19 protein-coding genes and 2 pseudogenes are annotated in these 24,382 nt (G+C 57.8%); 8 read left to right on the top strand and 13 right to left on the bottom strand.

The annotated features are described in order from the left end of the window. Window positions 1–8 precede the first annotated feature (8 nt). From OC450_RS03485 to OC450_RS03475, 3 genes are all read left to right on the top strand, one after another. Window positions 9–614: a hypothetical protein gene (locus tag OC450_RS03485; RefSeq protein WP_262047233.1), complete on the top strand. Its 606-nt coding sequence runs from the start codon at window positions 9–11 to the stop codon at window positions 612–614. Between the two features lie 36 nt (window positions 615–650). Next, window positions 651–1,250, top strand: coding sequence for a DsrE family protein (locus tag OC450_RS03480; RefSeq protein WP_262047170.1), 600 nt, complete (start codon window positions 651–653; stop codon window positions 1,248–1,250). A gap of 94 nt (window positions 1,251–1,344) precedes the next feature. Then, window positions 1,345–1,572, top strand: a complete 228-nt coding sequence (locus tag OC450_RS03475; RefSeq protein WP_256806130.1) for a hypothetical protein — start codon at window positions 1,345–1,347, stop codon at window positions 1,570–1,572. Between the two features lie 120 nt (window positions 1,573–1,692). Here OC450_RS03475 and OC450_RS03470 read toward each other — a convergent pair whose 3' ends face one another. Continuing rightward, window positions 1,693–2,136 (bottom strand): cupin domain-containing protein, encoded by a 444-nt coding sequence (locus OC450_RS03470; RefSeq protein WP_410050491.1) that lies wholly within the window; start codon window positions 2,134–2,136, stop codon window positions 1,693–1,695. A 1,552-nt stretch (window positions 2,137–3,688) separates the two neighbouring features. Continuing rightward, a complete protein-coding gene (gene galE / locus OC450_RS03465; RefSeq protein WP_211384699.1) occupies window positions 3,689–4,681 on the bottom strand; it encodes a UDP-glucose 4-epimerase GalE in 993 nt (330 codons plus the stop codon). A gap of 401 nt (window positions 4,682–5,082) precedes the next feature. On the opposite strand from galE, the gene OC450_RS03460 reads away from it, so the two are divergent. After that, window positions 5,083–5,328 (top strand): DUF1488 family protein, encoded by a 246-nt coding sequence (locus OC450_RS03460; protein WP_211384698.1) that lies wholly within the window; start codon window positions 5,083–5,085, stop codon window positions 5,326–5,328. Window positions 5,329–6,189: 861 nt separating this feature from the next. After that, complete coding sequence (locus tag OC450_RS03455; RefSeq protein WP_211384697.1) at window positions 6,190–6,429, top strand: cold-shock protein; 240 nt, start codon at window positions 6,190–6,192, stop codon at window positions 6,427–6,429. 39 nt (window positions 6,430–6,468) lie between these two features. Here OC450_RS03455 and OC450_RS03450 read toward each other — a convergent pair whose 3' ends face one another. The 4 genes from OC450_RS03450 to OC450_RS03435 form a co-directional block, all read right to left on the bottom strand. Continuing rightward, entirely contained in the window at window positions 6,469–7,185 is a 717-nt protein-coding gene (locus OC450_RS03450) for a hypothetical protein (RefSeq protein ID WP_262047169.1), read from the bottom strand. 467 nt (window positions 7,186–7,652) lie between these two features. Continuing rightward, window positions 7,653–8,858, bottom strand: coding sequence for a glycosyltransferase family 4 protein (locus OC450_RS03445; RefSeq protein ID WP_211384695.1), 1,206 nt, complete (start codon window positions 8,856–8,858; stop codon window positions 7,653–7,655). Between the two features lie 17 nt (window positions 8,859–8,875). Further along, window positions 8,876–10,009 carry a radical SAM protein gene (locus OC450_RS03440; protein WP_211384694.1) on the bottom strand — a complete coding sequence of 378 codons (1,134 nt, stop codon included), beginning with the start codon at window positions 10,007–10,009 and terminating at the stop codon, window positions 8,876–8,878. A gap of 1 nt (window position 10,010) precedes the next feature. Then, on the bottom strand, window positions 10,011–11,366 hold the full coding sequence (locus OC450_RS03435) for a glycosyltransferase family 4 protein (RefSeq protein WP_211384693.1): 1,356 nt from the start codon (window positions 11,364–11,366) through the stop codon (window positions 10,011–10,013). Window positions 11,367–11,713: 347 nt separating this feature from the next. Between OC450_RS03435 and OC450_RS03430 the strand changes: the two genes are divergently transcribed. Both OC450_RS03430 and OC450_RS03425 read left to right on the top strand, forming a co-directional pair. Next, on the top strand, window positions 11,714–13,855 hold the full coding sequence (locus OC450_RS03430) for a type I secretion system permease/ATPase (protein WP_256806124.1): 2,142 nt from the start codon (window positions 11,714–11,716) through the stop codon (window positions 13,853–13,855). A 69-nt stretch (window positions 13,856–13,924) separates the two neighbouring features. Further along, on the top strand, window positions 13,925–15,958 hold the full coding sequence (locus tag OC450_RS03425) for an HlyD family type I secretion periplasmic adaptor subunit (protein WP_262047168.1): 2,034 nt from the start codon (window positions 13,925–13,927) through the stop codon (window positions 15,956–15,958). A 541-nt stretch (window positions 15,959–16,499) separates the two neighbouring features. Here OC450_RS03425 and OC450_RS03420 read toward each other — a convergent pair. The 3 genes from OC450_RS03420 to OC450_RS03410 form a co-directional block, all read right to left on the bottom strand. Further along, entirely contained in the window at window positions 16,500–17,861 is a 1,362-nt protein-coding gene (locus OC450_RS03420) for a DUF4910 domain-containing protein (protein WP_256806122.1), read from the bottom strand. 29 nt (window positions 17,862–17,890) lie between these two features. Beyond that, window positions 17,891–19,126 carry a class I SAM-dependent methyltransferase gene (locus OC450_RS03415; protein WP_211384814.1) on the bottom strand — a complete coding sequence of 412 codons (1,236 nt, stop codon included), beginning with the start codon at window positions 19,124–19,126 and terminating at the stop codon, window positions 17,891–17,893. A gap of 169 nt (window positions 19,127–19,295) precedes the next feature. Beyond that, complete coding sequence (locus OC450_RS03410; protein WP_211384690.1) at window positions 19,296–19,877, bottom strand: dTDP-4-dehydrorhamnose 3,5-epimerase family protein; 582 nt, start codon at window positions 19,875–19,877, stop codon at window positions 19,296–19,298. Window positions 19,878–20,456: 579 nt separating this feature from the next. Here OC450_RS03410 and OC450_RS03405 point away from each other — a divergent pair. Beyond that, window positions 20,457–21,866: a glutamate-1-semialdehyde 2,1-aminomutase gene (locus tag OC450_RS03405; protein ID WP_256806216.1), complete on the top strand. Its 1,410-nt coding sequence runs from the start codon at window positions 20,457–20,459 to the stop codon at window positions 21,864–21,866. A 128-nt stretch (window positions 21,867–21,994) separates the two neighbouring features. Here OC450_RS03405 and OC450_RS03400 read toward each other — a convergent pair whose 3' ends face one another. The 4 genes and pseudogenes from OC450_RS03400 to OC450_RS03390 all read right to left on the bottom strand — a co-directional run bounded on the left by OC450_RS03400 (window position 21,995) and on the right by OC450_RS03390 (window position 24,337). Next, a complete protein-coding gene (locus tag OC450_RS03400; protein WP_244550073.1) occupies window positions 21,995–22,300 on the bottom strand; it encodes a Crp/Fnr family transcriptional regulator in 306 nt (101 codons plus the stop codon). A gap of 63 nt (window positions 22,301–22,363) precedes the next feature. Then, window positions 22,364–22,657: pseudogene (locus tag OC450_RS34370) on the bottom strand (hypothetical protein); the annotation flags it as partial. A gap of 355 nt (window positions 22,658–23,012) precedes the next feature. Next, window positions 23,013–23,281, bottom strand: a pseudogene (locus OC450_RS34365) (transposase); the annotation flags it as partial. Between the two features lie 285 nt (window positions 23,282–23,566). Then, window positions 23,567–24,337, bottom strand: a complete 771-nt coding sequence (locus tag OC450_RS03390; protein WP_211384687.1) for a LuxR C-terminal-related transcriptional regulator — start codon at window positions 24,335–24,337, stop codon at window positions 23,567–23,569. Window positions 24,338–24,382 lie beyond the last annotated feature (45 nt).

Raw genomic sequence — 24,382 nt, 5'->3', positions numbered from 1 at the left:
GGGCCGTGATGCTTCTTCTTGTTGCGCTCGGGGGTGCAGGCGGCATTGCGTTGGCCCAGGACCCCATGACGCAGCTCCGTTCCTGTCTTCAGAAGGAACACGCGGAGCGCCTGGCGTGTCTGAATAAATTGACGCGTACCGTCACGCCTCAGCATCGCCTGACGCCGGAAGACGACTGGATCGTCAGCCAAACGACCTCCCCCATAGACTACTCACCGATCGCGACCGCTACGACATCGTCGCACGGTGGGACCGGCGAGCCCTCAATGCAATTATCGATCCGCTGTCGCAGCGGCCGGACGGAGCTAGTGCTCGCGGGACCCGGCATCTCCCGCGGAGACGGTGACGATGCAATTTCCTATCGCGTCAATGATAGTCCTGCGGTGCAGGTCGCGGCAGCCATCCCGGCATTCGGTCCCGGCGTCGCGTTCGCAGGAGACGTCGTTCGCTTGCTGCAGTCGCTTCCAGACAGCGGGGACCTCATTGTCCTGCTTTCACCGCGGGGCGGCGCTGCCCATGACGGAACGTTCTCCCTCGCCGGGCTGGACGCGGCGCGTGCGAAGATGGCCGCGGCGTGCAAATGGCCGCGCGCGATCGCGACACCAAATCATTGATGGCGTGCATATGATTTTCTTCAATGGAGGCGGATAATGATCAGGCTTCAACATATTGCCAAAGCGGCCGCGATGGCAGCGATCACCGTTCTGGTTTCCGCATCGTTTGCGGCCGCGGAGCAGGGCGGAAAATACTGGACCCCGGCAGACGGGCAACCCGTCCCGCATAAGGCGAGCCATGAGAGGCAGCACGTAGCGAAGCCGACGACGGCGACGTGGAAGCACTCCGCGTTTGCCCGCATGGAGGCTTCGGCCACACCGAAGAAAAGAGAACATCATTTGATCCTGCAGGTGAATACCAACGACCCCGCAGCGATGAATCTCGCGCTTAACAACGCAACCAATGTGGCGCAATATTACAAGGACGCTGGCGAGAAGGTGAAGATCGAGGTCGTCACGTTCGGGCCCGGCCTGCACATGCTGCGTGGCGACACCTCGCCGGTAAAGGCACGCATCGAGGAGATGGCCCTGAGCACGCCCGAGGTCTCGTTCAAGGCCTGCGGCAACACCCAGGAGAAGATGAAGAAGGCCGAGGATAAGGACATACCGATTGTTCGTCAGGCGGAAATCGTGAAATCTGGCGTCGTGCGTGTCATGGAATTGCAGGAGCTGGGCTGGACCTACGTCAAGCCGTGACAGGTACCTACAGCGACGTCGGCCGCCATGCCTAAGAACATTTCCTTTGAACTTCGCGGCGTCGAGCACTGTCTCTTTCACTACTGAGAAGGCCATGCCGGAATCAGCCTGCACCAATCTCGGGTTTCCTCCGGGCTCACGGGTCCAGGTAAAGCCTGAAGCCGGCGCTCGCTTGGCTGGAAAGACCGGACGCGTCATCGGCGGCGGATTTTATCCGAGAAGCCTGCGTGTGGTTCTGGACGGATCGAAGGTCCCAATCACTCTGCATGTGAACTATGTGGCGGCGATCGATGACGACATCGACCCGGGGAAGCCGGATTAAAGCATGGGTCGGGGCCTGACTGGAATCGACTCCCGCGCCAGGGTCGTTCCAATTCGATCGAGAGAAGTGATGCTCGCATTGAGCGACTTCTTTCGTGTCCGGCTATTAAGTTGCATCCCATCAAGTAAGTCGCGACGCTGCAGGTTGGCTAGGCATCAGAGACTTGAGCTTGTTGACGGCACGGATGGCGAGGCCCAGCGGAGACGGATTGTTGAGCCGGCAGAAGGCGACCTTCTTCACACTATCTTCGACGTGCCATTTGGCACGCGCCCCGGTACGGAACACGATCACGTCTCCGACTCCATAACGCGTCGGCGGCGCCCCATCGACCTCGAGCAGGATTGATCCTTCGAGAATCACGACGGTCTCGTCGAAATCGTAATGCCAGTTGAACTTGCCCTGGGTGCAGGACCAGATCATGGTCCAGGCAGTCTTACATGCGCTCGTCGACACAAGGTGCGAACAAGCTTCCGGATTGCCTTCAATGATCCACGACGGCTCAATCGGAGCAGGCTTCAGATTGACCATCTCGCAATATGCCGCTTCAACAAGTTCGCGCATCAACGCCTCGAATGCATCATTCGCATTGCTTGATAGACATTGGGCCCCAACTCCCGCCCACCTCGACATATTGAGGCGCCCGGCGAAGCCCGTGAAGATGCCGCCTTGTCGCACTCCCCTTACGAGGTACCTCATCCCGGCAGCTTCACGGATGATGTTTTGCGCTGCCTTTTGGCGATCGACGGCTCCGCGACTCTCCTGGATGGCGCCTCCCAAAATGCTTGCATCAACACCGCGCAGCGCGTGCTTCCACTTGGGCTGTCGAATTCGTGGCCGGTCATGAAGGACGACGTCAGCTTCAGGCACTACCTCCTGCCCACCGCGCGAAGATGAATTCGTCCTTTGTGGTCGTCTGCGGCGGGGACGCGAAGAGTTTGCGCCTTCATCGATCACGATCTGTACTCCGTCATGCAGCGTCAGCCCGTTCTTCAGCAAACCTCTGCGTATTCTTCGATTCTGCCCGAGGTGTCGGTGGGAAGGGAGAGACGCTCACGCCGGCGCCTTCGTCCGGCACGATATCTCGCCCGGCGCGAGCTCGCCTGCCCAACCTCCAGCAGGCACACGATCATTCCGCCTCGAACAGCTGAGACTGCAGGTAAGCACTTGCCTGCTCCCTGGGATTCAAAATCCTGCACAGCGCCATATGGTCCTTCGAAGCGGGATCGGTTCTCCTCTACGACTGCATGGCGGCTTATCGGCCGGACAACATGAGGGTTCACATCCACTTCAAGCACTATTTCAGCAGCAGCGCGGCACAGCCGCCCCAATGCGTCGCTGATGATGTAGAACAAAAGTGGAAAAATACCCGCTACGTCGGGCGGCTCTGACCCAGATAGAGAACTGAGGAAGCGGTTCTTCCGGTCGGCCTTCGAGTCGGCTTCGCCTCTGCTTGAGCGAGCAAAGTAGAGCACGATGCCGCGAGGGGACTCGCCGGTCGGCCGCCAAAAACACCGTTTGAAGAACCGTTTTAGTTCGGCGCTCTCAAACGGTTTCTCTCGCTAAGGTCTTGATCTTGTATGGTGGGCGCACCAGGGCTCGAACCTGGGACCCGCTGATTAAGAGATAGCGACGGGTTGAGAACCATCAATGACTTACCGGTCGCGAACTAGGGCTTATCCGGCCGCAATCGGGCATCTGTCGCACGACCACGATACTCGCTGCGCTGAGGATGTTGGGAACGACTGCAATTGAAGAGTACAACGGATAGATCAAGAGGCGCCGCTTAACTCGCCAGGCGGGGGAGGCCTAGCGCTTGGCGCAAGCTCGGACCGTCGTAATCCGTGCGGAATAAGCCGCTACATTGCGCTCCGGTAGTAGCCCGTGGACCAGTTCCTCCAAGCCGCTCGGAAGATAGGGGACCTGCAACCTGATGCCGTCAGGCGCCGGCCTCTAACCACTCCTGCATGCGACCGGCCACCGTACCGGGCGTGCCGGCAATCCACCGGTGGTTCTCCCCGCTCCATAGCAATCCCCGTGCACAGCGATGCCCCGGGCTTGTCGCAACCCATCAGCACGGTTGACCTCGATGCGCCAAGCCGGACTACTGGCTCGTACGTTATAATCGCGTGAGCGGATGCGCCTTCTGGTGCCAGGCCCAGGCGGTGCGGATCACAGTCGGCAGGTCGGAATGGCGCGGCACGAAGTTAAGAACTTTTCGTGCGGCGGAGGCGTCGGCGACCAGATAGGTGGGATCGCCGGCGCGGCGCGGCTTGACGGTGTGCGGCACCTCACGGCCGGTCTCCTGCCGGATCGCGCCCAGGATCTCGCGCACCGAAAAGCCGGAGCCGGTGCCGAGATTGAAGCTACCGCCGGCATGTCCCTGTTCCAGCAGCTTCAGCGCCGCGACATGCGCGGCGGCGAGGTCGGTGACATGGATGTAGTCGCGGATCGCGGTGCCGTCGGGCGTGTCGTAGTCATCGCCGAACACCGCGAAGTCGACGTGGCCCTGGAGAGCCATCATGGCGCGCGGAATGAGGTGGGTCTCGTTGTCGCGCAACTCGCCGATGCCGCCGGCCGGATCGGCACCGCTGGCGTTGAAATAGCGCAGGCAGAACGCGCCGAAGCCATAGGCCGCGCGGTAGTCGGCGAGCATCCGCTCGATCATCCATTTCGACGCGCCATAGGGATTGATCGGCGCACAGGGGAAGTCTTCCGGCAGTTCCTTGGAATCGGCGTTGCCGTAGACGGCGCCGGTCGAGGAGAACACGATGCGATGGCAATCGGCGTTGCGCATCGCCTGGAGCAGCGACAGCGTGCCCTGCAAATTGTTGATGTAGTACTTCTGCGGGTCGGTCATGGATTCGCCGACAAGGCTCGCCGCCGCGAAGTGCATCACGGCCGTGACCTTGTGATCGGCGAAGGCGCGCGCCAGCGCTGCGCCGTCGAGAAGGTCGCCGGTCACCAGGGGGCCGGCAACGAAGCTGCGATGACCCGTCGAAAGATTGTCATAAACGACGGGCTGATAGCCGGCGGCGGCCAGGGCGCGGCAGGCATGCGAGCCAATATAGCCGGCGCCTCCCGTGACGAGGACAGTCGGTCGGTCGGTCATGGTTGCTACCCCGAAGCGAAGTCACTAATCGCCAATCAATCGTCGACAGCATAAAATCTGAGCAGAGCGCACCAGTACGAGCTTCAACCATCCATGATCCTTTTGCGGCGCAATCGAGGGCGACGCGGGTTCGGACCAGCGGACCAGAGACAGCTATTGCGGAGAGCCGATAGCGAACTCCTTTGGCATGAGGCGATTTGATGCCGGGGCCGGTCCCACAACTTGACCGTGATCAGATTCAACATTGCTTTATTTCCCTAGCTTCCATCTCGTGCAAGGCAGTCTTCGCCGGCATAGGGCGTAGTGCGAAAGAAACTCCTGAACCCCGGAGCAAACTCCAACGAAGAATTGCACAACGGAGATCCGCTGCGATGCCCCTTCGACATGACCCTTCCGGAGAGATGACCGTTGTTGACCAACATTCGGGCATCCTGTTCGCGATGTTTGACGGTCCCAAACGAGTGATCTGCAAAGTTGATTGGGACGCTCTTATTGATCGCGCAGCGGTCGATGGCGCCGATGAAATGGACATTCGAGCGACCTTTCATCGGCATCGCGAGGCCATCCAAGCTATAGCCAGCCAGAACTATGATGCGGAGCAAGCAAGCCCGATTGTCACGACTTACCAGCTCACCCCGCTTCCCTGACCCCGAGACCCTTGCCTCTTCGTAACAGCCTGAAAAGGAGCGCTATAGTGTTGGCCCCGCAGACCACCAAGCGAAAGGTTGCTCCGCCATGGAGTCATCACGAGATCGAGCAGGTACGGTTCCTCATTTTAGAGGGAAAGAGCTTGCACGCCGTTTCACGACGCCTTGGAAGAACACCACAAGCTGTGAGAAAGATCGTTAGCAGGCTAAAGCTTCCACTCCGACTTGTCGATCTGGCGAGGTGAATCGGCTTCAATCTCCGGCACTCGACTGACGTCATCTCACGCGGACGGTCGGAGAATATCACAAATGCCTGTCAAACTTGCGCTTCCCGACGAAACCAAGGCAGGCACCTGCTCTGCTAATCGCCTCCTCGTCGCGGATCGCTTTCGCCCCAGACCCTGGCCGGTTGTCGCGAAAGAGGTGCGTTGTGCGACATTCCATATTGCCGTAGCTCTTTCTTGGCTTAACCAGGCTTTCAGATCGCGATCGCTTTAACACTGCGTCTTTGCAACTAATCGCGAGATGCAGCATTTAAGTCGATCGACGTTTCGAGAGGCGCTTGCGCCTACAGCACACGCAAGGCAGGAAGCATATCTGCAAATAAACGCGGCATATTGCTTATTTGCGCAGCAACACTTGACGTATCTATTGTGGGGATGTGAGCATTGGGCCACGAGTTCCGATTCATACGCAGCATTTTTGCAGCGCCGGTTAGTCTGAATGAACGAAACTCACCCCTCATCGGACCAAGGGGTAACAACCGGGGTTTGAGCAAAAGAAGTCATTCTACGCCCGATGTGAATTTCTACGCTTCGCAATCTTTACGTCGGACTAGATCATGCGGATGCCGGAGGAACTTTGGCTAACGGATTCGTAGTCTGGTTCAATAAGTTTAAGGGTTACGGCTTCATAAGGCCCGACGGCGGAGGCAAGGACATATTCGTTCATATGTCCGCCGTCGAGGAAGCCGGCATTTCGACGTTGATTGAAGGGCAAAGAGTGAGCTACGAGCTCGCTTCCGTCGCAGGCAGGGTAACGGCCAGTCAGCTGCGAGTCGGTATCCAGGAATCTAAACAGGAATCGAGTTCTGCAGAATGAAAGGATATTTCGTGTTCCCGACAGTTCAAAATCTGCGTCTCACGTTCGGCGATACCGGAGTCTGAGGTTCTCGACCATGTCGTTGTAACGACCAATAAGGTCTATCAGCTCGCCCCCATGATCCGACAAAAAACCAGCGATGCTGGAACTCACGATTTGTGCGGTCGCGTCGATCTCTCCCAATAGCTCGCGCCGCGCAGCGTCACAGTACTCCGCGATGAGTGCGTCAGCGATCGACAACTCGCTTGCAATCCTCATGGTCTCGAACGTTGGCGCTTCGTGCTGCGGCACAACTTCGAACCAGCGATCTACCCGCGTGTTCCGCTCGCCCGCCCTCGTTCGAGGAGAGCCATCAGCAACCGCTCTTTCAACGTCGATAGAAAGCAACTCTAGCGTTTCGTCGTGAAGGCGATCGAGCTCAGTCATGGAGTGATCAAACATGCTGCTCAGCTGCGTGAGCTGTAGCCACGCGAGTCTCAAATGTTGATACGGCGACAATTGGTCACGGATCCAGGGATAGCTGCCGGCAACAATGCGGCAAACGATCAGATCGCCGTATACGGTCCGCAGCTTAAGAAGCGCAGCAAGCTCCGCTTTCAGGCGCTGATGAATGGCCGATATCGCTCCTGTCATTCGCTCCGGCACGAACTCGAATGACGGATCGGACAGGCGCACTAAATTTTCACCGGCCAGCTCGATGATCGAAACAATCTGCTCGTCAATCTCACCGGTCGTTAGCTCATCCACCCTGCTCATTCTCACATAATCCAGCAACGCCCGGCGCTTCGACACCTGACCAGCTTCATCGGGCCGGCGAATCCCCGACCCGGAGCCTCTCAGGGTTCGACGGCTTTCGGAAGCCCCAATCTATGTCCATTATCTAGGCAATGGGAGAAATCCAGCTTGTGCTGGCCGCTGGCCGACCGATCGGATCCGGTCGCAGAGCCCGTGGCTCCCCGAGGTTTCGGTCGCGGGCTACAGACTCTGGACGCCACGCCCATCGACCATGGCCGACGCTATCGCCAGACCATAGTTGCGGGAGGACCGCAAGAGCTGAGATCTCAGCACTGAGAACCGGGGACGCCCGACTTGAAATCAAGCTCCGAGTAACAGCCATAATCCTCGGCACCGCCGGCCCGGGAGCGGCATCGCTTCAACCCGATCAACGTATGGGGCGCGCCAATATGCTGCCAGACTTTGTCGTCGAAAGCACTGGCAATGCCTCAATGGTTGGCTGGTCTGCCATATGCCGATTGTTGCGACCTTGCGCTGGCGCCCCAGCTTGCGCGCGATAGATCGTCTTGCTGCCGTGTCCGGCCGAGCAGGTCATCATAGATATCCGACGTTCTCGATGCGATATCGGACCAATCGTACCGCAAGGCGCTTTCGCGACGTACCATTTCGCGCTCAGACGCGCTCAGACGCGTCTTTGTCAGCACCAACAGCTTCGCACCCAACTCCTCACAATCACCGACATGGAAAATGTGCTCGGGATCGCCCACCACCTCCAGGTTAGGTGCGATATCGCTTACCAGCACCGGCAATCCATAGCTAAGCGCTTCAAGCAGAACGATCGGCAATCCCTCATGCGACGACGGCAAAACAAACAGTGCCGCATGGGCGTAGAGTTGTCGCAGCCCGTCGCCGGTCTGAAACCCGGCCATGACAACGTTCTGGTGGCGGGCCGCCTCTCTAACCAGCTGATCCGCGTACTCATTCTGGTGGTCGATCTTTCCAACTATGGCAAGCTTCCATCCCGGCATTGCCGCAGCCAGGAATGCGCGCAAAAGATCGAGCTGCCGCTTCTCAGGAACAAGCCGGCCGACCGTCAATATGTATCGTCCCGGCTCCAATCCCAACCCGACCACCTGTTCGCTTTGCTGCGGCAAGTCCGAGAACACCACGCCATTCGGCACCACCTCGCAGGGTTTGCCATATTTGGAAGTGATGAGTTCGCCTATGCTGCGACTGACTGCGATGCGCTTGCTAGCATAGCGCATTCCGACAGCTTCGCCGGTCCTCAGGACCATACGCGCCGCCCAGCCCCATTTTTCCCTATTGTAGTCCTCACCATGATGCGTGACGACGACCCGCAGGCCGACAGCACGAAGCAACGGCGTTACAATTGCAGGACCTATACCGTGAATGTGCACCAACGCCGGTCGCCGCACCATTGCGACAAGTGCGCAGACTACGGAATGGAGCAGAGTCTCCAGATACTTGTTACTTAGAGTCCACAGTCGCAGTACCCGCACCCCCTTCCAGACTTTGGGGACATTCGGGGCGACGTAAGGAGATCGCATGCAGACGGTAACCCCCCTGCCTAGCTCGACCAACCTTGGTGCGAGATTTTCTGCATGCGTCTCGATACCACCCTGAATTTGAGGGAAGCCACGGAAGCCGAACATGTAGATCTCACGCCTTCTCATCTGGACTTCCTTCCAATCTAATTGTTCATAAATGTTCGCAGCGGGTAATGCTCGTCCGGGGTTATGCGGCCCTTGACCAGCCGGGCCTTGACATTTTTGTTCAAGAACGACGTTCGCTCGACATGCGGCGATGGACGCACGTCGGAATAATCAATATAGCTGTCAAAGCATATGCTCTTGCCGATCGAGACCTTGAGCTTGTTCTTGATGACCCATAACAACGGCTCGCCTTTTGGAAGCTGAGGGACCAAGTTGGACCGCATCGCGGTCCGCGCGGTCGTCACCATCCAGCAGTTCTGCCCACAGCTCGCGACCTTTTTCCGTGTCTGCTGAGCGGCCTCGCTGTTCATGATCTCGTTCCATGATTCCCGCGCAAGATTTCCCATGGGCAGATCCGAGCGGACGTTGCAAGCCCATACGTCCGACCACGGGTCGATAAAGGCAAAATCCTTACCCGCACTGCACGGGATCAACCGATCATGACCGAGAATCTTCTCGATCAGGCCAAGGTTCAGGTAGGCCCGAAACCAGTTCTTTGGCTTCGGACTACGCAGCATCGCCGAAATAAGCCCTTCAACCTTCCGCGCGACTGCCTTCCGATCATAGAAGTAATTGTCGTTCTTGTAGAACTGCCACGCATTGTGAAGCGTGGAAGTTGCCAGCTCGAATCCTTCCTTGCGAGCGAACTCATAGACATTGACGAGCTGATCGACGTTTTCGTCCTGGATGACCATCGCAAAGCCGAGGTCGGTGCCGCCGGCTTCGCGCAGCATACGAAGTCCCGCGATCTTGGTGCTGTAACCGTCCTTCTCCCCGCGAATTCTATCGCTGGTCTCCTGATCGCCCTCGAGCGAGAAGCGTACCTTGATGTTGGGGTGTTTCTTGATGATCGGAACGAGGCGCTCCGGATGCAGCCCGTTCGACGATATTTCCGTCACTCTTGCCTTCGGATAGAGAAGATCGATCATCTCTTCGAGGTCTTTGCGAAGCGTCGGCTCTCCACCCGACACATTCAAATTGTCGAAGCCGGATGGAAGCTTCGACAACGTAGCCAGCGACACCTCTTCCTTCGGCTCGGTCGGATTCTGCCAGATGTAACACATCTGACACTTGGAGTTGCAGCGGAACGTGGAAATGACGGTAAGGTCCATTTTATGATCCAACTTTCCTGTGTAAGCCGACTGATGCAATCAGATCCTCGTATAACGAGAGTAACGCCGCACCGTGTTTCTCGAGCGAGTACTCGTTCTCGACGGTCTTGCGTGCGTTGCGACCGAACACCTCGCGACGACTGCGGTCGACGAGGAGAGTTCTGACCTTTTCAGAGAGTGGAATAACGTCGCCAGGGTCAAACAACAGACCTGTCGTCCCGTCTCTGACCAACTCGGGAATTCCGCCAATGCGGGAAGCGACGATTGGCTTGCCATGCGCCATCGCCTCAAGAATCGAGAGAGGACTGTTTTCGTGCCACACCGAGGGCACGACAATCAAACCCGCCTCCCTGATTGTGCGCTCGAGGTCGATGCCCATGAGATGCCCTCTAAACTCCGCCGCGGGGTATTTCCGCCGAAGCTCATCGAAAAGCGGTCCAGTGCCGGCGATTACCAGCCGCCAGGCGCCTTGGGCGGTCGCATGAGCTTTAAGGAGATCCTCAACGCCTTTTTCAGGCGACAGGCGCCCGAAATACAGTGCGTATCCGTCATCGCCGACAGAGGTATCGATACGCGATGCGTCGATCCCGTTTGGAATATGAACCACCTTATCTGCACCGAACCGACGGACGATGGCCTCATACATGAACTTGCTCGGCGCAATGAATTTTCCGACGCGATGATAGCTTCCCAGCAGCGCGTGATAGCGCGCCTCCGCCCAAAGCAAGGCGCTGCGCCCTAGAGAACCGTCGGCGCAACGACGAGCGAGAATCGTCTCGAAGGCGCCGTCGCCGCATCTCGCACACACCTGTCCGTTGCTTAGCTGCGTATAGACGGGACACACCGGTTTGTAGTCGTGAAGCGTGAGAACGACGGGAACCCCCATTTCCGCTGCTGCGGTGACGATCGAGGGAGTGAGCTGGTGATAGATGTTATGACAGTGCAATATGTCCGGCTTCTCATCTCGGATGAGGCGCGTAATTTGCGAGACAGCTTCGGATGAATGAATAAAGGATAATGCCGATCTCAGCTTTTCGCGTCTGGATGATGCGTGATACGATTTCTGCGAGACGAAGTACGATTGGAAGCGTGATGGAATATTTCGATCGTCATTCATGGAGAATTCGACGACATCAACATTCCGCCTGCGCATCAACTCCATCTCGTCGAACATCACGACTTCGGAGCCGCCGTTACGAAAGAAGAACTTGTTCGCAAACAACACTTTCATAGCGTTCCGACCCGATCCGCCAAGCCGTTCTCGTCTAGAAGACGGGACATCCTGCTCCGGACTCAGCCTTGAGCGCGCCACCGAAACAGCGATTTCTTCGCTGAAATCGAACGAAGGCTCCGTCATCGCCGCGGTCCTTTTCTGGAGACCGAAACAGGCCACACTGCGGGGCGGACACCAACGCCTGCAGGATGGTGTTCGGTCGGGCAGGCTGATCTCGTCGCAACTACAACCATCAGCAGGATGATAGGCGACCGCTATGCGCCGATATTGACGGCCGTCAACTCGCCACCAGTGCGCGGCCTAGGATGATGGGGTGCTGGCCCCTCTTCGAGTCGGAATGCGGCCCAATTCTGAGGATACGGGCTGCGTCTAAGGACGCGCTCGGGCGTCAAAACGACATAACTTCGTGATCGGCGAGAACTGCCCGGTGACTGCCGGATCGCAACTGCTCGATGCAATGCGGAGAGAGGATGCCCGAGCACCTTGAGCCAATTGGCGCAATCCCCGATCAAGGGTTGATCGCGTTGGTTATGATGCTCCGCTTCAACGGCCTCGCCATAGATCCTGAGCGCATCCGTCATCAGTTTGGGACCATTATCAGGGTCGCCGAGATTCTCCGCTCTGCCAAGGAGCTTGGGTTGAAGGCACGTGTCGTCAGGACCAATTGGTCTAGGCTTTCCGGTCTGCCGATGCCCGCGCTCGCGATCCTTCGTGAGGATAGATTTCTTATCTTCGGAAAGGCCACCGAGGAGCGGGTCATCGCGCTTGAGCCGGGTCGCCCGCAACCGGTCATGATGTCGCGGATAGAACTCGAAGCCGTCTGGGACGGCGCGGTCATTCTGATGACGCGTCGAGCCGCTCTTTCCGATCTTGCACGGCGTTTCGACATCACGTGGTTTCTCGGCGCAATTCGAAAATACCGGCGATTGCTCCTCGAAGTCCTTGCAGCATCGTTCTGCCTTCAGCTGTTTGCCCTGGTATCGCCGCTCTTCTTCCAGGTGGTTATCGACAAGGTTCTAGTGCATCGCAGCATGAGTACGCTGGACGTACTCGCCATCGGCCTCGTAGCGACCGCGATGTTTGAAACGATCCTCGGAGTTCTCCGTACATACCTCTTCTCTCACACCACCAACCGAATCGATGTCGAACTAGGCGCTCGGCTATTCCGTCACCTGTTGGCCTTGCCGATCGGCTACTTCCAGGCTCGGCGGGTGGGTGACTCTGTCGCGAGGGTCAGGGAACTCGAAAATATCCGCAATTTCCTGACGAGTTCTGCTCTGACCTTGGTCATCGACCTGTCCTTCTCGGTTGTCTTCATTGCAGTGCTGGCCTTCTACTCGCCAACGCTAACCTGGATCGTCCTCGCTTCGCTTCCGGTCTATGTCGCAATTTCTGCCGGAGCGACGCCTCTGTTTCAGCGGCGGCTCGACGAAAAATTTCGGCTGGGTGCGGAGAACCAGGCCTTTCTTGTGGAGAGCGTCACCGCGATGGAAACGCTCAAGGCGATGGCTGTCGAGCCTCAGATGCAACGTCGCTGGGAGCAACAGCTCGCCGGATACGTCGCAGCGAGCTTTCGTGTCATCAGCCTGGCGAACGTGTCCAGCCAATCGGTCCAGCTTGTCAACAAGCTGGTCGGCGTCGCCATCCTCTATTTCGGCGCTCGGTTCGTCATGGCTGGAGATCTTACTGTTGGCGAGCTGGTTGCCTTCAATCTGATCTCCGGTCGCATCAGCGGCCCGGTCCTCCGATTAGCCCAGACTTGGCAAGATTTTCACCAAGCCAGGCTCTCGATCGCGCGCCTCGGCGACATCCTGAATACAGAGCCGGAGCCTGTTTACAGCCCTGGAAAAACGGCGCTGCATAGCATCCGAGGTGATATTGCGTTCGAACAGGTGGCCTTTCGCTACCGCATCGATGGGCCTGAAATCCTTCGAGATGTGCAGCTGCACGTTCCGGCAAGGCAGGTCATTGGAATAGTGGGCTCCTCGGGCTCGGGGAAGAGCACTTTGGCCAAACTGGTGCAGCGGCTGTATATCCCGGAGCGAGGCCGGGTCCTCGTCGACGGGATCGACGTGACTCAGGTTGACCCCGCCTGGCTGCGCCGACAGATCGGTGTAGTTCTCCAGGACAGTGTCCTCTTCAACTGTTCGGTCAGGGACAATATTGCCTTCGCGGATCCCGCGACATCGACGGAGCGTGTGGTTGAAGCGGCCACAATGGCCGGTGCACACAATTTCATTCTACAACTACCGAACGGATACGACACGATAGTCGGCGAACGCGGGAGCAGCCTGTCCGGCGGACAGCGTCAGCGCATTGCGATTGCGCGCGCGCTGGTAACCAATCCCCGGATCCTGATCTTTGACGAGGCGACCAGCGCACTCGACTACGAGAGTGAGCACATCGTTCAACAGAACATGGCCAAAATCGTGCACGGCCGTACTGTCCTGATCATTGCGCATCGGCTATCGGCCTTACGAATGGCCGACCGGATCATCACGATTGAAGATGGCCGCTTGGTCGAGGATGGTTCTCATCAAGAGCTGGTCAAGCGCGGAGGACGTTATTCAAAGCTCTTCCGCCTACAGTCTGGCTTCCATGACCTTGCATAGCCTGCCCTTCGCTTGCGTCGACACCGACAGGCGACACGGTCGAGCTCACGCGGGCATCGACGAGGCCGCATGAAACAGACGACGGCAGAGACGTTCGACGATCCGGGGCTGTTTGTGCTCGACCTCCTGCTCCGATTGCGTGGTGTTGACAGCAGCCTCGATCATATTCGCCAGCGGTCCGGCTACACGCCTATCGATGTCCCGGAAATGCTCGCTTATGCGAGGGAGCTCAATCTCTCTGCGAGCTGTGTTCTGACCGATTGGGACGGACTATCGGCATCAGCCCTGCCTGGCATCCTCCCGATTCGCAGCGGCAGCTTTCTCCTACTCGGAAAAGTACATGGCTATGAGGCCGTGGTGATGACCGCTGGCGCCGCAAGGCCATCTATCATTTCCAGATACGAGCTTGAGTCCAATTGGGACGGACGGCTCGTCGTGATCACCCATCAACGCGCCATCACCGCTCGGCTACTGCGCTTTTCACGATGCTGCCTGGAATTCATCCGGCGTTCAAAGGAGCGATCCCTGATTGTTAGGGCACGACTGGCTGGTATGTTTTCGTCTCGCGCCGATCGCGCATCTGCAATGTCCAAGCAGCGGCCGGCCGCGCCGACGGAGCCTCCCCGGAATGCGAACAGCGGGAACGCGGTCATTGTTTTCGCGGATCACGCCCGCAAGCTCGGCCGCGCCGTTGTCGGGCTGACGCCTTCCCACAGGATTCATCCGAGCGAAGCACTCGCTTTCCTCCCCGCAGCACTCGAAATCATCGAGACCCCTCCTTCGCCCGTTGGACGTACCATCGTCATCAGCATCACGGCGGGTTTCATTGTCGCCTTGCTCTGGGCCTGCCTTGGAACCATCGACATTGTTGCTATCGCTCCTGGCAAGATCATCCCGAGCGACCGAACCAAGACCATCCAGCCCTTCGAGACCGCCGTTGTTCGCGCGATCTACGTTCACGACGGCCAAACCGTCAGAGCCGGTGAACGCCTGGTTGATCTGGATGCGACCATTTCCGCTGCAGAGCTGAACCACCTCAAGAGCGATCTGATGAGTGCGCAGCTCGACGCCTCCCGCCTGAAGGCGTTACTGTCAAATAAGACTGATCCCGCTTCGGCGTTTAACCCGCCCCCAGCCGCCACAACTGCGCTGATCGAGATGCATCGTCGCTTTCTCGTCAGCCAAGCCACCGAGCAGGCTGCCAAACTCGCTGCAATTGACCGCCAAATCTCACAAAAGGAAGCTGAACGGGCCACTTCGAAGGCGTCGATGGATAAGCTGAAAGCCACAATTGGCCCGCTCCAGCAGCGCGTCGAGATACGCGAGCAGCTGTACCAGAAAGAACTCGGTTCTAAGCTGCAGTACTTGGCCGACTACCAAGAGCTACTCGGTCAACGACAGGAGATACTCGTTCAGCAAAGCCGTTTTGGCGAAGCAGATGCCGCCGTCGGGGTTCTGGTGGAGAACCGCAACAAGACCATTGCCGAATACGAACGAACGTTGCTCGAGGAACTCGCCAAGGCGGAACAGAAGGCTGCCGGTCTAAGCCAGGACGTCATCAAAGCCGAGCGGCACACCGGCCTGCAAAACCTGACTGCGCCAATTGATGGCGTCGTACAGCAACTCGCAGTTCATACCGTCGGGGGTGTCGTCACGCCGGCGCAACCAATCATGATGATCGTTCCAATCGATAGCAATCTCGAAGTTGAGGCCATGATCTCGAATCAGGATATCGGCTTCGTCGAGGCAGGCCAGAACGCCGCCATCAAGATCGATACCTTCAATTTTACCCGGTACGGACTGCTACATGGCAAGGTGATCAACATCTCCCAGGACGCCATTCCCCGGAACAAGCCACCGGAGAACGGCAACACCAGGCCTCTCGGCGCCGGGACAACCAGCAGCGAACCCAATGGACAGGAGCTCGTCTACGCAGCGCGGGTGTCGCTCGACCGCAGCTACATGAACATCGAGAACAAGCATGTCAGCCTTTCACCCGGTATGGCCGCCACCGTCGAGATCAAGTCTGGATCACGTAGTGTCATTAGCTATCTCTTATCACCGATCATGCGGTATAAGCAGGAAAGCTTGCGGGAGCGGTAGCGCACGAGCAGCTGTGCAAGGGTATTCGCTGCAAATACCACGCGCTGTTACTGATGACGTTTCGCGGATGGCGAGGTCAGGATATCGATCAGATGCGGAACTAGACGGCCGGCGCCGGCCCCGCAGACTCCCCCGATGACCTTCACTGCGGCGTCGAGAATCCGACCATGCCGATCCGTCGCTAGCAACTGCATGCCTTCGAGAGCAAGCGCGCTGAGGATCACCAAGGCAAGAACAGCCCATGTACGACGTGTCATGCCGAACGAAAACGCAGAGCCCATTACAGCGAAGGCAGCGAAGTGCTCCAGTTGAAGACCAGCCAACCTCGGACGACCTTGAATTGGTGTTAGTGAACGTGATGAACACGAGTACCACCCACCCGACAATGAGCACCACCCTCTGTATCATGACCTCTCGCCGGTCCGGGAATGCTCAAATTCGACGTGCTGGCGAGCCATTTTTCCAGCGGACACCATCAACTCGTCGCCCTTCAGCTGTCTCAACCTCTATCGGCGGCCAAACACCACCCGCCCTGACGAAACTAGTTTGTCGGGCTCGGCTCGGTTTGCTTGATGAGACCAGCTCGGCTCAGCGCGGCGGCCGCTTCCTTTATCACCGCCCAAGGCAACTTGGATCGTTCGGCGATGTCGAAGAGTGAATGATCCCCGTCCGACATGTTCAGGACCCATAGCAGCCCCATCTGGAAGTCTCCGGCCGCGAGCCCGCCCAATCCACGATAAAGGCCATAATTGCCCAATTTTGGCTCGCAGAATGGCTTCTCGTTCCGAAAGTAGGCGTTGTTCTCGATGACGTCGATGGCTGCAATCGCCTTCGTTAGAGTATCGTACAGCGCAGCAGGGCGAACAAACTCCAGATTATCGGCCGAGCTGTGATACTCCGCGAATCTACCGAACGGCGTTCGCATTACGGTGCCGATTGGTAGGTTGAAGCCAGGCGAGCAATATTGCCGCTCGTCATAGCCGTAAGGTGAGAACTCCTGGATTTCGTGCGGTTCGCCGCTCTGCTCAAGCACATAGGACCAGGCTCGATCGATCTCTGTGTTGCCGCGGCGGCTCCTCTTGTAGGTCATCGCCCCCGAATCGCCGGCGCAGGTCAACACAAATCCATGCTTCACCCGACCGACATGAGCCTCGTTGAGCGCCAACCAGGTGATCGCTCCAATAGTGCCGGGGATAAATACGAAGCGATATGTATACCTGAGCTCCATCTTCCGAAGGTGCTGCGCCAGCGCGGTTGCGACCGCGATCCCGGACAGGTTGTCATTGCAGAGCGACGGATGACAGATATGGCAGGAGATCAGCACCTCGTCCGAGGTGCGACCAAGCAGTCTCAGATCGCCGTAAGTCAGATGACCCGGTGCGAGGCTGGCATCGATACAAACCTCGTAATCGTCCTCCTGCATTGCCAATAGGTCATTGTGCGGCAGACAGAAGCCCCAGGTCTTCTGGTAATAGCTTGTCCGATAGGGAATCCAGTCCGGCTTATCCGGATCCGAGTAGAGGTGAGGCTTAAGCTCGTCGAGCGTCATGTGCGCCCTCACCGGTATGCTGTAGCCCAGGAGGTGCAGGTTCGACTTCCCGAAATCGATCACGCGCTCGCCGGCGCTGTTCTTGACATATGCATCACGCACGTTCCACTCCGGTGGAACGGTCCAATCAAATACCTGGAGGCCGGACGGTACTTCGCACGTGGTAAGAGGAACGTAGTTCCGGATGAGATCGATCGTTCTTCGGATCCCATCCCCCGTTATGCTGCGGGAGATGGGATACATATCCGCAATAAACTCGTGGAGTGCACGTCCGGTCTTGTCCGCTGACAGGTCAACGGCCGCCTCACTCTCCCTGAGGTCCGCGAAGTCTGCATGCCTTGCAATGTCATCCATGCTCCACGTCCCTCCGGTATCCGGTCGGCTCAATCCACGATCCTGGGCTCGGGTATCGGCACCACGAACTGAGCTCCCCAACTGCGGGCGAATGACAGCTGGCTAACGATCTCCCGCTTCAGGTTCCAGGGTAGAATGAGAATGTAGTCCGGCTTTGTCACGTTTATGCGTTCGGGCTCGAGAATTGGAATGTGGGATCCCGGCAACAACGCCCCCTGCTTGTGTGGGTTTCGGTCGACCGTATACTCAATGAGGTCCGAGGTTATGCCGCAGTAGTTCAAGAGTGTGTTGCCCTTGGCTGGGGCGCCGTACCCGACAACACGCTTGCCCTGTCGCTTTGCATCCTCCAGAAAGGAAAGAAGCTTTTGCCTGGTTTCCACAGCGCGCTCTTCGAATGCGTCGTAGTGGTCAAGATTGGCATATCCGGCATCGATTTCGCGGCGCCTGAGATCCAGTACCCGATGGGAGATCGGATGCCATCCTTTGTTGGCGTGCTGAGCATAGATTCGCAACGAGCCACCATGGGTCGGCAACTCTTCGACATCAAACAATGTCAGGCCGTGGGCGGCAAAGATCTTCTCGACAGCGATAAGCGAGAAGTATGAAAAATGCTCGTGATAGATGGTGTCAATCTGACACTCGTCAAACAGACGCATCAGATGGGGGAACTCCATCGTGATGACCCCCGCGTCGGCGAGAAGAAGGCTCATGCCTTTGACGAAGTCATTCAAATTTGGCACGTGAGCCAAGACATTGTTTCCGATCAACAGATCAGCGCGTAGCCCCTCGCGTCGCAAGGTACGGGCTGCACGTTCGCCGAAGAACTCCACACGGGTCGGAATGCCCTTCGCGCGCGCAACGGCAGCGACGTTCTGAGCCGGCTCGATGCCTAGAACCGGCACATCGGCTTCGACAAAGTATTGCAGCAAATAGCCGTCGTTGCTCGCGATCTCGACGACCTTGCTGTTTGCCCCGATTCCGAACCTTTCGATGACTCGGGTGACGTAGGACTTAACATGCTGCAGCCATGAATCGCTGTAGGATGAAAAGTAGGCATAGTCTCCAAAGATATTCTCCGGCGCCTCCCATTCCTCGAGCTGGACAAGGAAGCACTCTCCGCAAACGTAAGCCCGCAACGGAAAGAAGCGCTCGTCTTGTTTGGCTTTCTCGTTCCGGAGATAGGAATTTGCCAATGGAGACATTCCGAGATCGATAAACACACGTTCAAGAGGCGCGCTGCAGAAACGACAACAGCTCAACTCCATTGCATGCGCAGTTGGTGCTTTGACGTTAAGGGTGGATGCTGCTTCTTTCAGCATTCTATGCTCCTGCCGATGGCAATCTGTGATGTCACCGACACGCTAGCGTTGGTCGGGACAGAGCTATTGACGGTCGTCAAGTCACGTTTGCTTTTTGCGAACGTGGAGCCCTCGCCTACGACCTCTTGGGGACAGCGATATTCATGCGGGCCTTCAATTCGTTCCCGATATTGCTGCGGGGCTTCCATGCCCTGTCACGATCCGAGAGCACGCGCACTTCTGCCGGCCAGGAAATTCCAAGCGAAGGATCGTCATGCGGCAACCCGCCTTCCGCGCCCGGCGTGTAATAGTTGCTGATTAGATAAATCAGCTCTGTGTCGTCAGTGAGCGTGATGAAACCATGTGCGAAGCGTTCCGGTATGTAGAGCCCGCGGCCATTGTCCGCGGAGAGGTTAACGATGATATGTCGCAAATAGGTTGCCGATTCCGGCCGCAGGTCGACGATCACGTCGGCCACCGCGCCCTTGGTGCATCGGACGTACTTGTTTTCCGTCGCTGGGGGATATTGGAAATGCAGGCCGCGCAGCGTACCGCGTTTTGCGTTGTAGCTGATACTTGCCTGTGCGACGACGGGCTTGAGGCCGTGCGCAAGAAATGTGTCGGCGCAGAATACCCGAGCGAAGTATCCCCGGTTGTCCTGATGCCTATCTATCTCCACCGTGTAGGCGCCGGCGAGGATTGTTTCGGAAAATATCATGAGGCAGATGAAATAGCTGGGTTCAGGCTACTAGATGAACACGATCCGACAGAGTTTGGCTGCAAGCCACAGCAGAGCTAGATCCCACGCAACGACGCTGACCAGCGCAAATGCGATACCGAGGACAGGCCATTCGAAACTTCGGCTCGCCGCTTTCGTGCCCCTGAACTGGGTTGCGTAGGTTGCGTTTCTGAGTTGTTCGAATTCAGACATTGCCCACTCAATCCGTGACATGACCTCACGACAGCCTAGCCAGAGCTGAATTCGCCAATCTGACAAAGCTCAATAACGGTGGGCCATGCAATGGCGGCGTTCAAACGATGCTCTGGGTAGCGGGGTGATGTACCCCGCCAGGCCAGCTGCGTCCGCCCCAAAAAACGGAGATTGTCAAAAGGTCGACTACCTTTGCAGTCAGCCTGACCGAACTGCGGCAATTGGGAAAGGTCGTCTGGATTCCAGGTCGCGGCTGATGCCAAGTTGAGAACCCTCAAATACGTGACATTCTTGTGTCATCAAATGCAGCCGGGCGGCGCGTAATTGCGGTTCTTCGAACATCACGCGTTGAAAAGGGGTTTGGCGATGAATATTAGGTCGAGTTTTTTCGCGGAAACAAATCTAGACAACTTCGCAGCGTCGGGAGCGCTGCGATTTCGGGCGCGCGCTGCGATCCCGGGCGGAGCACATACTTACGCGAAGGGCGACGATCAGTACCCGCTCCTCGCGCCAGGCTTCATCTCGAGAGGCTTGGGCTGCCATGTATGGGACGTCGACGGCAACGAGTTCATCGAATACGGAATGGGACTGCGCGCGGTGTCGCTGGGCCATGGCTTTCCAGCTGTCATGCAGGCCGCAGCCGCGCAGCTGGCACAAGGCACAAACTTTACGCGGCCTTCGGCACTTGAGGTCGAATGTGCGGAGCGCCTGATCGAGCTCGTCCCCGCCGCCGAAATGGCGAAATTCACCAAGGACGGATCAACTGCCACGACGGCTGCCATACGGCTTGCCCGAGCTTATACGGGCCGGGACATGATAGCGCTCTGCTCCGGTCAGCCCTTCTTCTCCTACGACGACTGGGCGATCTGCACGACACCCATGAGCGCCGGCATACCCCGGGCTATGGCGCAGTTGACACAGGGATTCCGGTACAACGACCTGTCCTCGGCGGAGGCGCTGTTCGCTCGATACCCGGGTCGGTTGGCAGCCCTGATCCTCGAAGCCGAAAAGGAGGTACCGCCGACGCCGGGATATCTCGCCGAACTGCACGAATTGTGTCATCGGAACGGTGCTCTCTTGATCATCGACGAGATGATCACAGGCTTTCGATGGCCGGAGTGCTCTGCCCAGCGTCACCATGGAATTAAGGCCGACCTATCGACCTTCGGCAAGGCGATGGGCAACGGCATCGCAATTTCTGCGCTGCTCGGCAGACGCGAAATCATGGAGCTGGGCGGCCTCAATCATGATCGCGATCGCGTCTTCCTGCTTTCGACGACACATGGTGCCGAGACTCACGCTTTGGCTGCGGCCCTGGCCGTCATGAACACCTATCGCGACGAACCAGTCATCGAGACGCTCCATCGCCAAGGAAGTCGCCTGAAGGCCGGCATCGAAGACTCCACGCAGCGCCGCGGATTAACCCGCTATTTCAAGCTCGCCGGCCGGACGTCCAACATGGTCTATGCTTGTTGTGATCGTGACGGAGTGCCATCACAGACCTTCCGCACATTGTTTCTCCAGGAGACAATCCGCCGCGGCTTGCTAGCGCCCTCACTGGTCACAAGCTATTCGCACACCAACGATGATATCGACCGAACCATCGAGGCCATCGACGGCGCACTCGCCGTATATCAGAAGGCGCTGGAGGACGGGCCGGAAGCCCATCTGATTGGCAGGCCGGTCGCACCGGTGTTCCGTCGACAGGCCACTTCGACTTCGGCCGGAACGCCGAGAACGAGAGTTCGCGGGTCAAGCGATGCGAAAGCCAGTTAGCCGATCAAGGCCTGGCGCGCGGCGGTGTAGTTGTGAAAGCCTCAATCTGATCACGTTCGACATCCGAGGATAACCCGCCGCGAACCACAAAGAACAGTCGCGGCGAGACGCTTACAGCACGAAGCGGTTTAATCAACGGCTCGCCCGTTGGAAATCCTCGCTAGCCCCTCAAGATCGGTGAACTTGATCGTCTTACGATTGGGAAGGTCGATGACCTTCTTCGCCTTGAACTCGGCCAAGGTACGACAAACCGTTTCGAGCGACGTTCCAACGTGATCGGCGATATCAGCCCGGGGTAACTGAAGTCGGAGCGCGCCAGGGCGTTTTGGGTCCGCAGGCAAGTGTGGCCGTATGCGCAGCAAGAGCCAGGCGATGCGCGCCACGCAGTTCTTTTGGCTCATGGTCATCACCAAGGTGAGGGTATCTGCCAGCACCTGGTGGGCCCCACAGGGCTCATCGCTCCGGCACACCCCAGAAGTCCTCGATCGGATAACGCGACAATCTGTCACGGCCTCTGCAGTAAACTGCTGATGGGTTGAATGGGTCGGCATAACGACATCGCCGGGCCAGTAGAAAGCAAGAATCTGGCGATTTCCGTTCTCAAGAAGGCGGACTGCCCGTACGACCCCCTCAACGATCTCGATCTTCTGAGCTTCTTCCTCTCCTTCCCAAAAGAGAGCCCTGCAGCGAGGTACGAAGGACGTAGACGGGCGTCGAAAATCGGGAACGCTGGTCGATCTATGAACTTGCGGAGAAAGTTTACCCTGAAGTAAAGCGGATTCTGTAAGCATTTGAATTCACCTCAATACGTAATCCAATACGTTGAAGTGTAGGCGGACCTAATCCGAAGGATACTCAGGCTAAAGCGTTAGGATTTTACTGGTTCCGTATAAGCCAGTTGGACTAGTCCGTCGGGCGAAGAAACTGTTCGCTGCCTATGCCGCGCTCAAAAGAGCAAAAAGCTCGTGCAAGCTCGCAGTGAAAGTGCTCACGCGTGTACCAGCTGTGCCCAATTACACAGCGCCTTCTGTCGGATCGATTTTTTGGGAAGAGTTGCGGTCGAGGAGCGCAATTGTCCTTGCTGAGTAATTTGATCCGAAGCTGCGAGCCTCCCACGAGGTTCCCACAATTCACATGGCAACCACTTGCGTGCGCCAGAGCGTTGCGCATGAGGTTGACGCGGCAACGCTGCCAGCTGGCGTTGAGAACCTTGTTCTCGTTGGGGGGATCGGAGACGATGCCGCGAAGGCTGCCTCAAGGAGACTGAATATCCGTTGCCGAGAACCCCGCGCCAGCCATCGGCGTTGACGCCGACCGCGACGATCGCCACGACCCGGACGATGCATCCCTGCTGGCTAGCCCTTCACTTGGGTTGCGTCGATCCACAGATATGGCCAGTCGCCCTCGATCGGACGATAGGGCTTTCACCTGGTTCGTCCACGAGCGCGCGGAGCGTCATGATATCGTCGATCATCGGTGGTTCCTCGGTTGCGCTGGCGCGTCGCAACCCAATCCTACCGGCGACTCTCCAGTCTCCGCAAAGCTGCCGACCCGCTAGGATCTCAGGCGCGTAGGGGAGCGTTGCTCTGCCGAGCTCTCCACCACCATTCGCCGGGGACACGGCCCCGGGGTTGCATCTCTAGCAGCCGGCGCCGAGCAAGACGTTGTTGCCAAGCGCGGCAAGCTGGAAAATGCAGCGATCACCCGGCTGGTCTTCGAAAGAGAGGCCTGTCCGTGGGCTGCGCCCATCGATCGCCAACGATCAACTCCGAACCTGGGCCTGAGCCATTACCCCGGTCGATCGAGAACCTCTTGCTTCTCATTCTGCTAGCCAACCTGTCCCTGGGCCCGACCAACTTCGCGGCTATAAAGGCCGCCTCCGTCCGATTGCGGGCACAAAGCGCGCGCAGAAGCGCCGCTGTATGGATCTTGCTGGTTCCTTCCGCGATGCTTAGCTCGCGCGCAATCTCTTTGTTCGACATTCCTTGGGCCAGCAGCGGAAGAATTTCGTTCTGCCGGCGTGTCAATCGCAGAGCCTCCAGGTTGAAGTTGACCGCCTGAGGGGGCTCTGGTCGGCCTACATCATCATCGGCCAACCACCGCGGAACATAGATGCGTCCAGACAGCAAATCGCCGACCGCGGACAGCAATTCCTCATCCGACTGAAGCTTGGGCAAGAATCCATGAAATCCAGCCGAAAGACATTTCAGCACGTCCGTACGGCTGCTCGAAGCCGACATCACTGCAATACGAGTAGCGGGCCTCAAGTCGACGACTTCCGAGAGAACCGAGAGCGAACGTTGGTTAAGACAACCTAGATCGATCAAGATCAAATCGATGCCTGTCTCCAGCTCAAAATTCTCAAGCTGTGCCATGTCTATGACGCGGGACTTCTTAAACTTGGCCTCAACTACATCTCGGAGACCGCTACGATAAACACTGTGCTGATCAACTATTAGGATGACTGGCACTGCTCAATCTCCGAGCAATCCCGTACTCTTACCCGGGACTCTCAC

It is taken from the genome of Bradyrhizobium sp. Bra78 (genome assembly GCF_024519855.1).
Classification (GTDB): Bacteria; Pseudomonadota; Alphaproteobacteria; order Rhizobiales; family Xanthobacteraceae; genus Bradyrhizobium; species Bradyrhizobium japonicum_G.
The sequence above is the reverse complement of the archived record's forward strand: the minus strand, read 5'-3'. Positions and strand labels throughout refer to the sequence as shown.

What these genes read in the sequence shown, in the direction of transcription:
- OC450_RS03485 (WP_262047233.1), top strand. Translation starts at nt 9, where the DNA reads ATGCTTCTTCTTGTTGCGCTCGGGGGTGCAGGCGGCATTGCGTTGGCC.
- OC450_RS03480 (WP_262047170.1), top strand. Translation starts at nt 651, where the DNA reads ATGATCAGGCTTCAACATATTGCCAAAGCGGCCGCGATGGCAGCGATC.
- OC450_RS03475 (WP_256806130.1), top strand. Translation starts at nt 1,345, where the DNA reads ATGCCGGAATCAGCCTGCACCAATCTCGGGTTTCCTCCGGGCTCACGG.
- galE (WP_211384699.1), bottom strand. Translation starts at nt 4,681, where the DNA reads ATGACCGACCGACCGACTGTCCTCGTCACGGGAGGCGCCGGCTATATT.
- OC450_RS03460 (WP_211384698.1), top strand. Translation starts at nt 5,083, where the DNA reads ATGACCGTTGTTGACCAACATTCGGGCATCCTGTTCGCGATGTTTGAC.
- OC450_RS03450 (WP_262047169.1), bottom strand. Translation starts at nt 7,185, where the DNA reads ATGAGCAGGGTGGATGAGCTAACGACCGGTGAGATTGACGAGCAGATT.
- OC450_RS03445 (WP_211384695.1), bottom strand. Translation starts at nt 8,858, where the DNA reads ATGAGAAGGCGTGAGATCTACATGTTCGGCTTCCGTGGCTTCCCTCAA.
- OC450_RS03440 (WP_211384694.1), bottom strand. Translation starts at nt 10,009, where the DNA reads ATGGACCTTACCGTCATTTCCACGTTCCGCTGCAACTCCAAGTGTCAG.
- OC450_RS03435 (WP_211384693.1), bottom strand. Translation starts at nt 11,366, where the DNA reads ATGACGGAGCCTTCGTTCGATTTCAGCGAAGAAATCGCTGTTTCGGTG.
- OC450_RS03430 (WP_256806124.1), top strand. Translation starts at nt 11,714, where the DNA reads ATGCCCGAGCACCTTGAGCCAATTGGCGCAATCCCCGATCAAGGGTTG.
- OC450_RS03425 (WP_262047168.1), top strand. Translation starts at nt 13,925, where the DNA reads ATGAAACAGACGACGGCAGAGACGTTCGACGATCCGGGGCTGTTTGTG.
- OC450_RS03420 (WP_256806122.1), bottom strand. Translation starts at nt 17,861, where the DNA reads ATGGATGACATTGCAAGGCATGCAGACTTCGCGGACCTCAGGGAGAGT.
- OC450_RS03415 (WP_211384814.1), bottom strand. Translation starts at nt 19,126, where the DNA reads ATGGAGTTGAGCTGTTGTCGTTTCTGCAGCGCGCCTCTTGAACGTGTG.
- OC450_RS03410 (WP_211384690.1), bottom strand. Translation starts at nt 19,877, where the DNA reads ATGATATTTTCCGAAACAATCCTCGCCGGCGCCTACACGGTGGAGATA.
- OC450_RS03405 (WP_256806216.1), top strand. Translation starts at nt 20,457, where the DNA reads ATGAATATTAGGTCGAGTTTTTTCGCGGAAACAAATCTAGACAACTTC.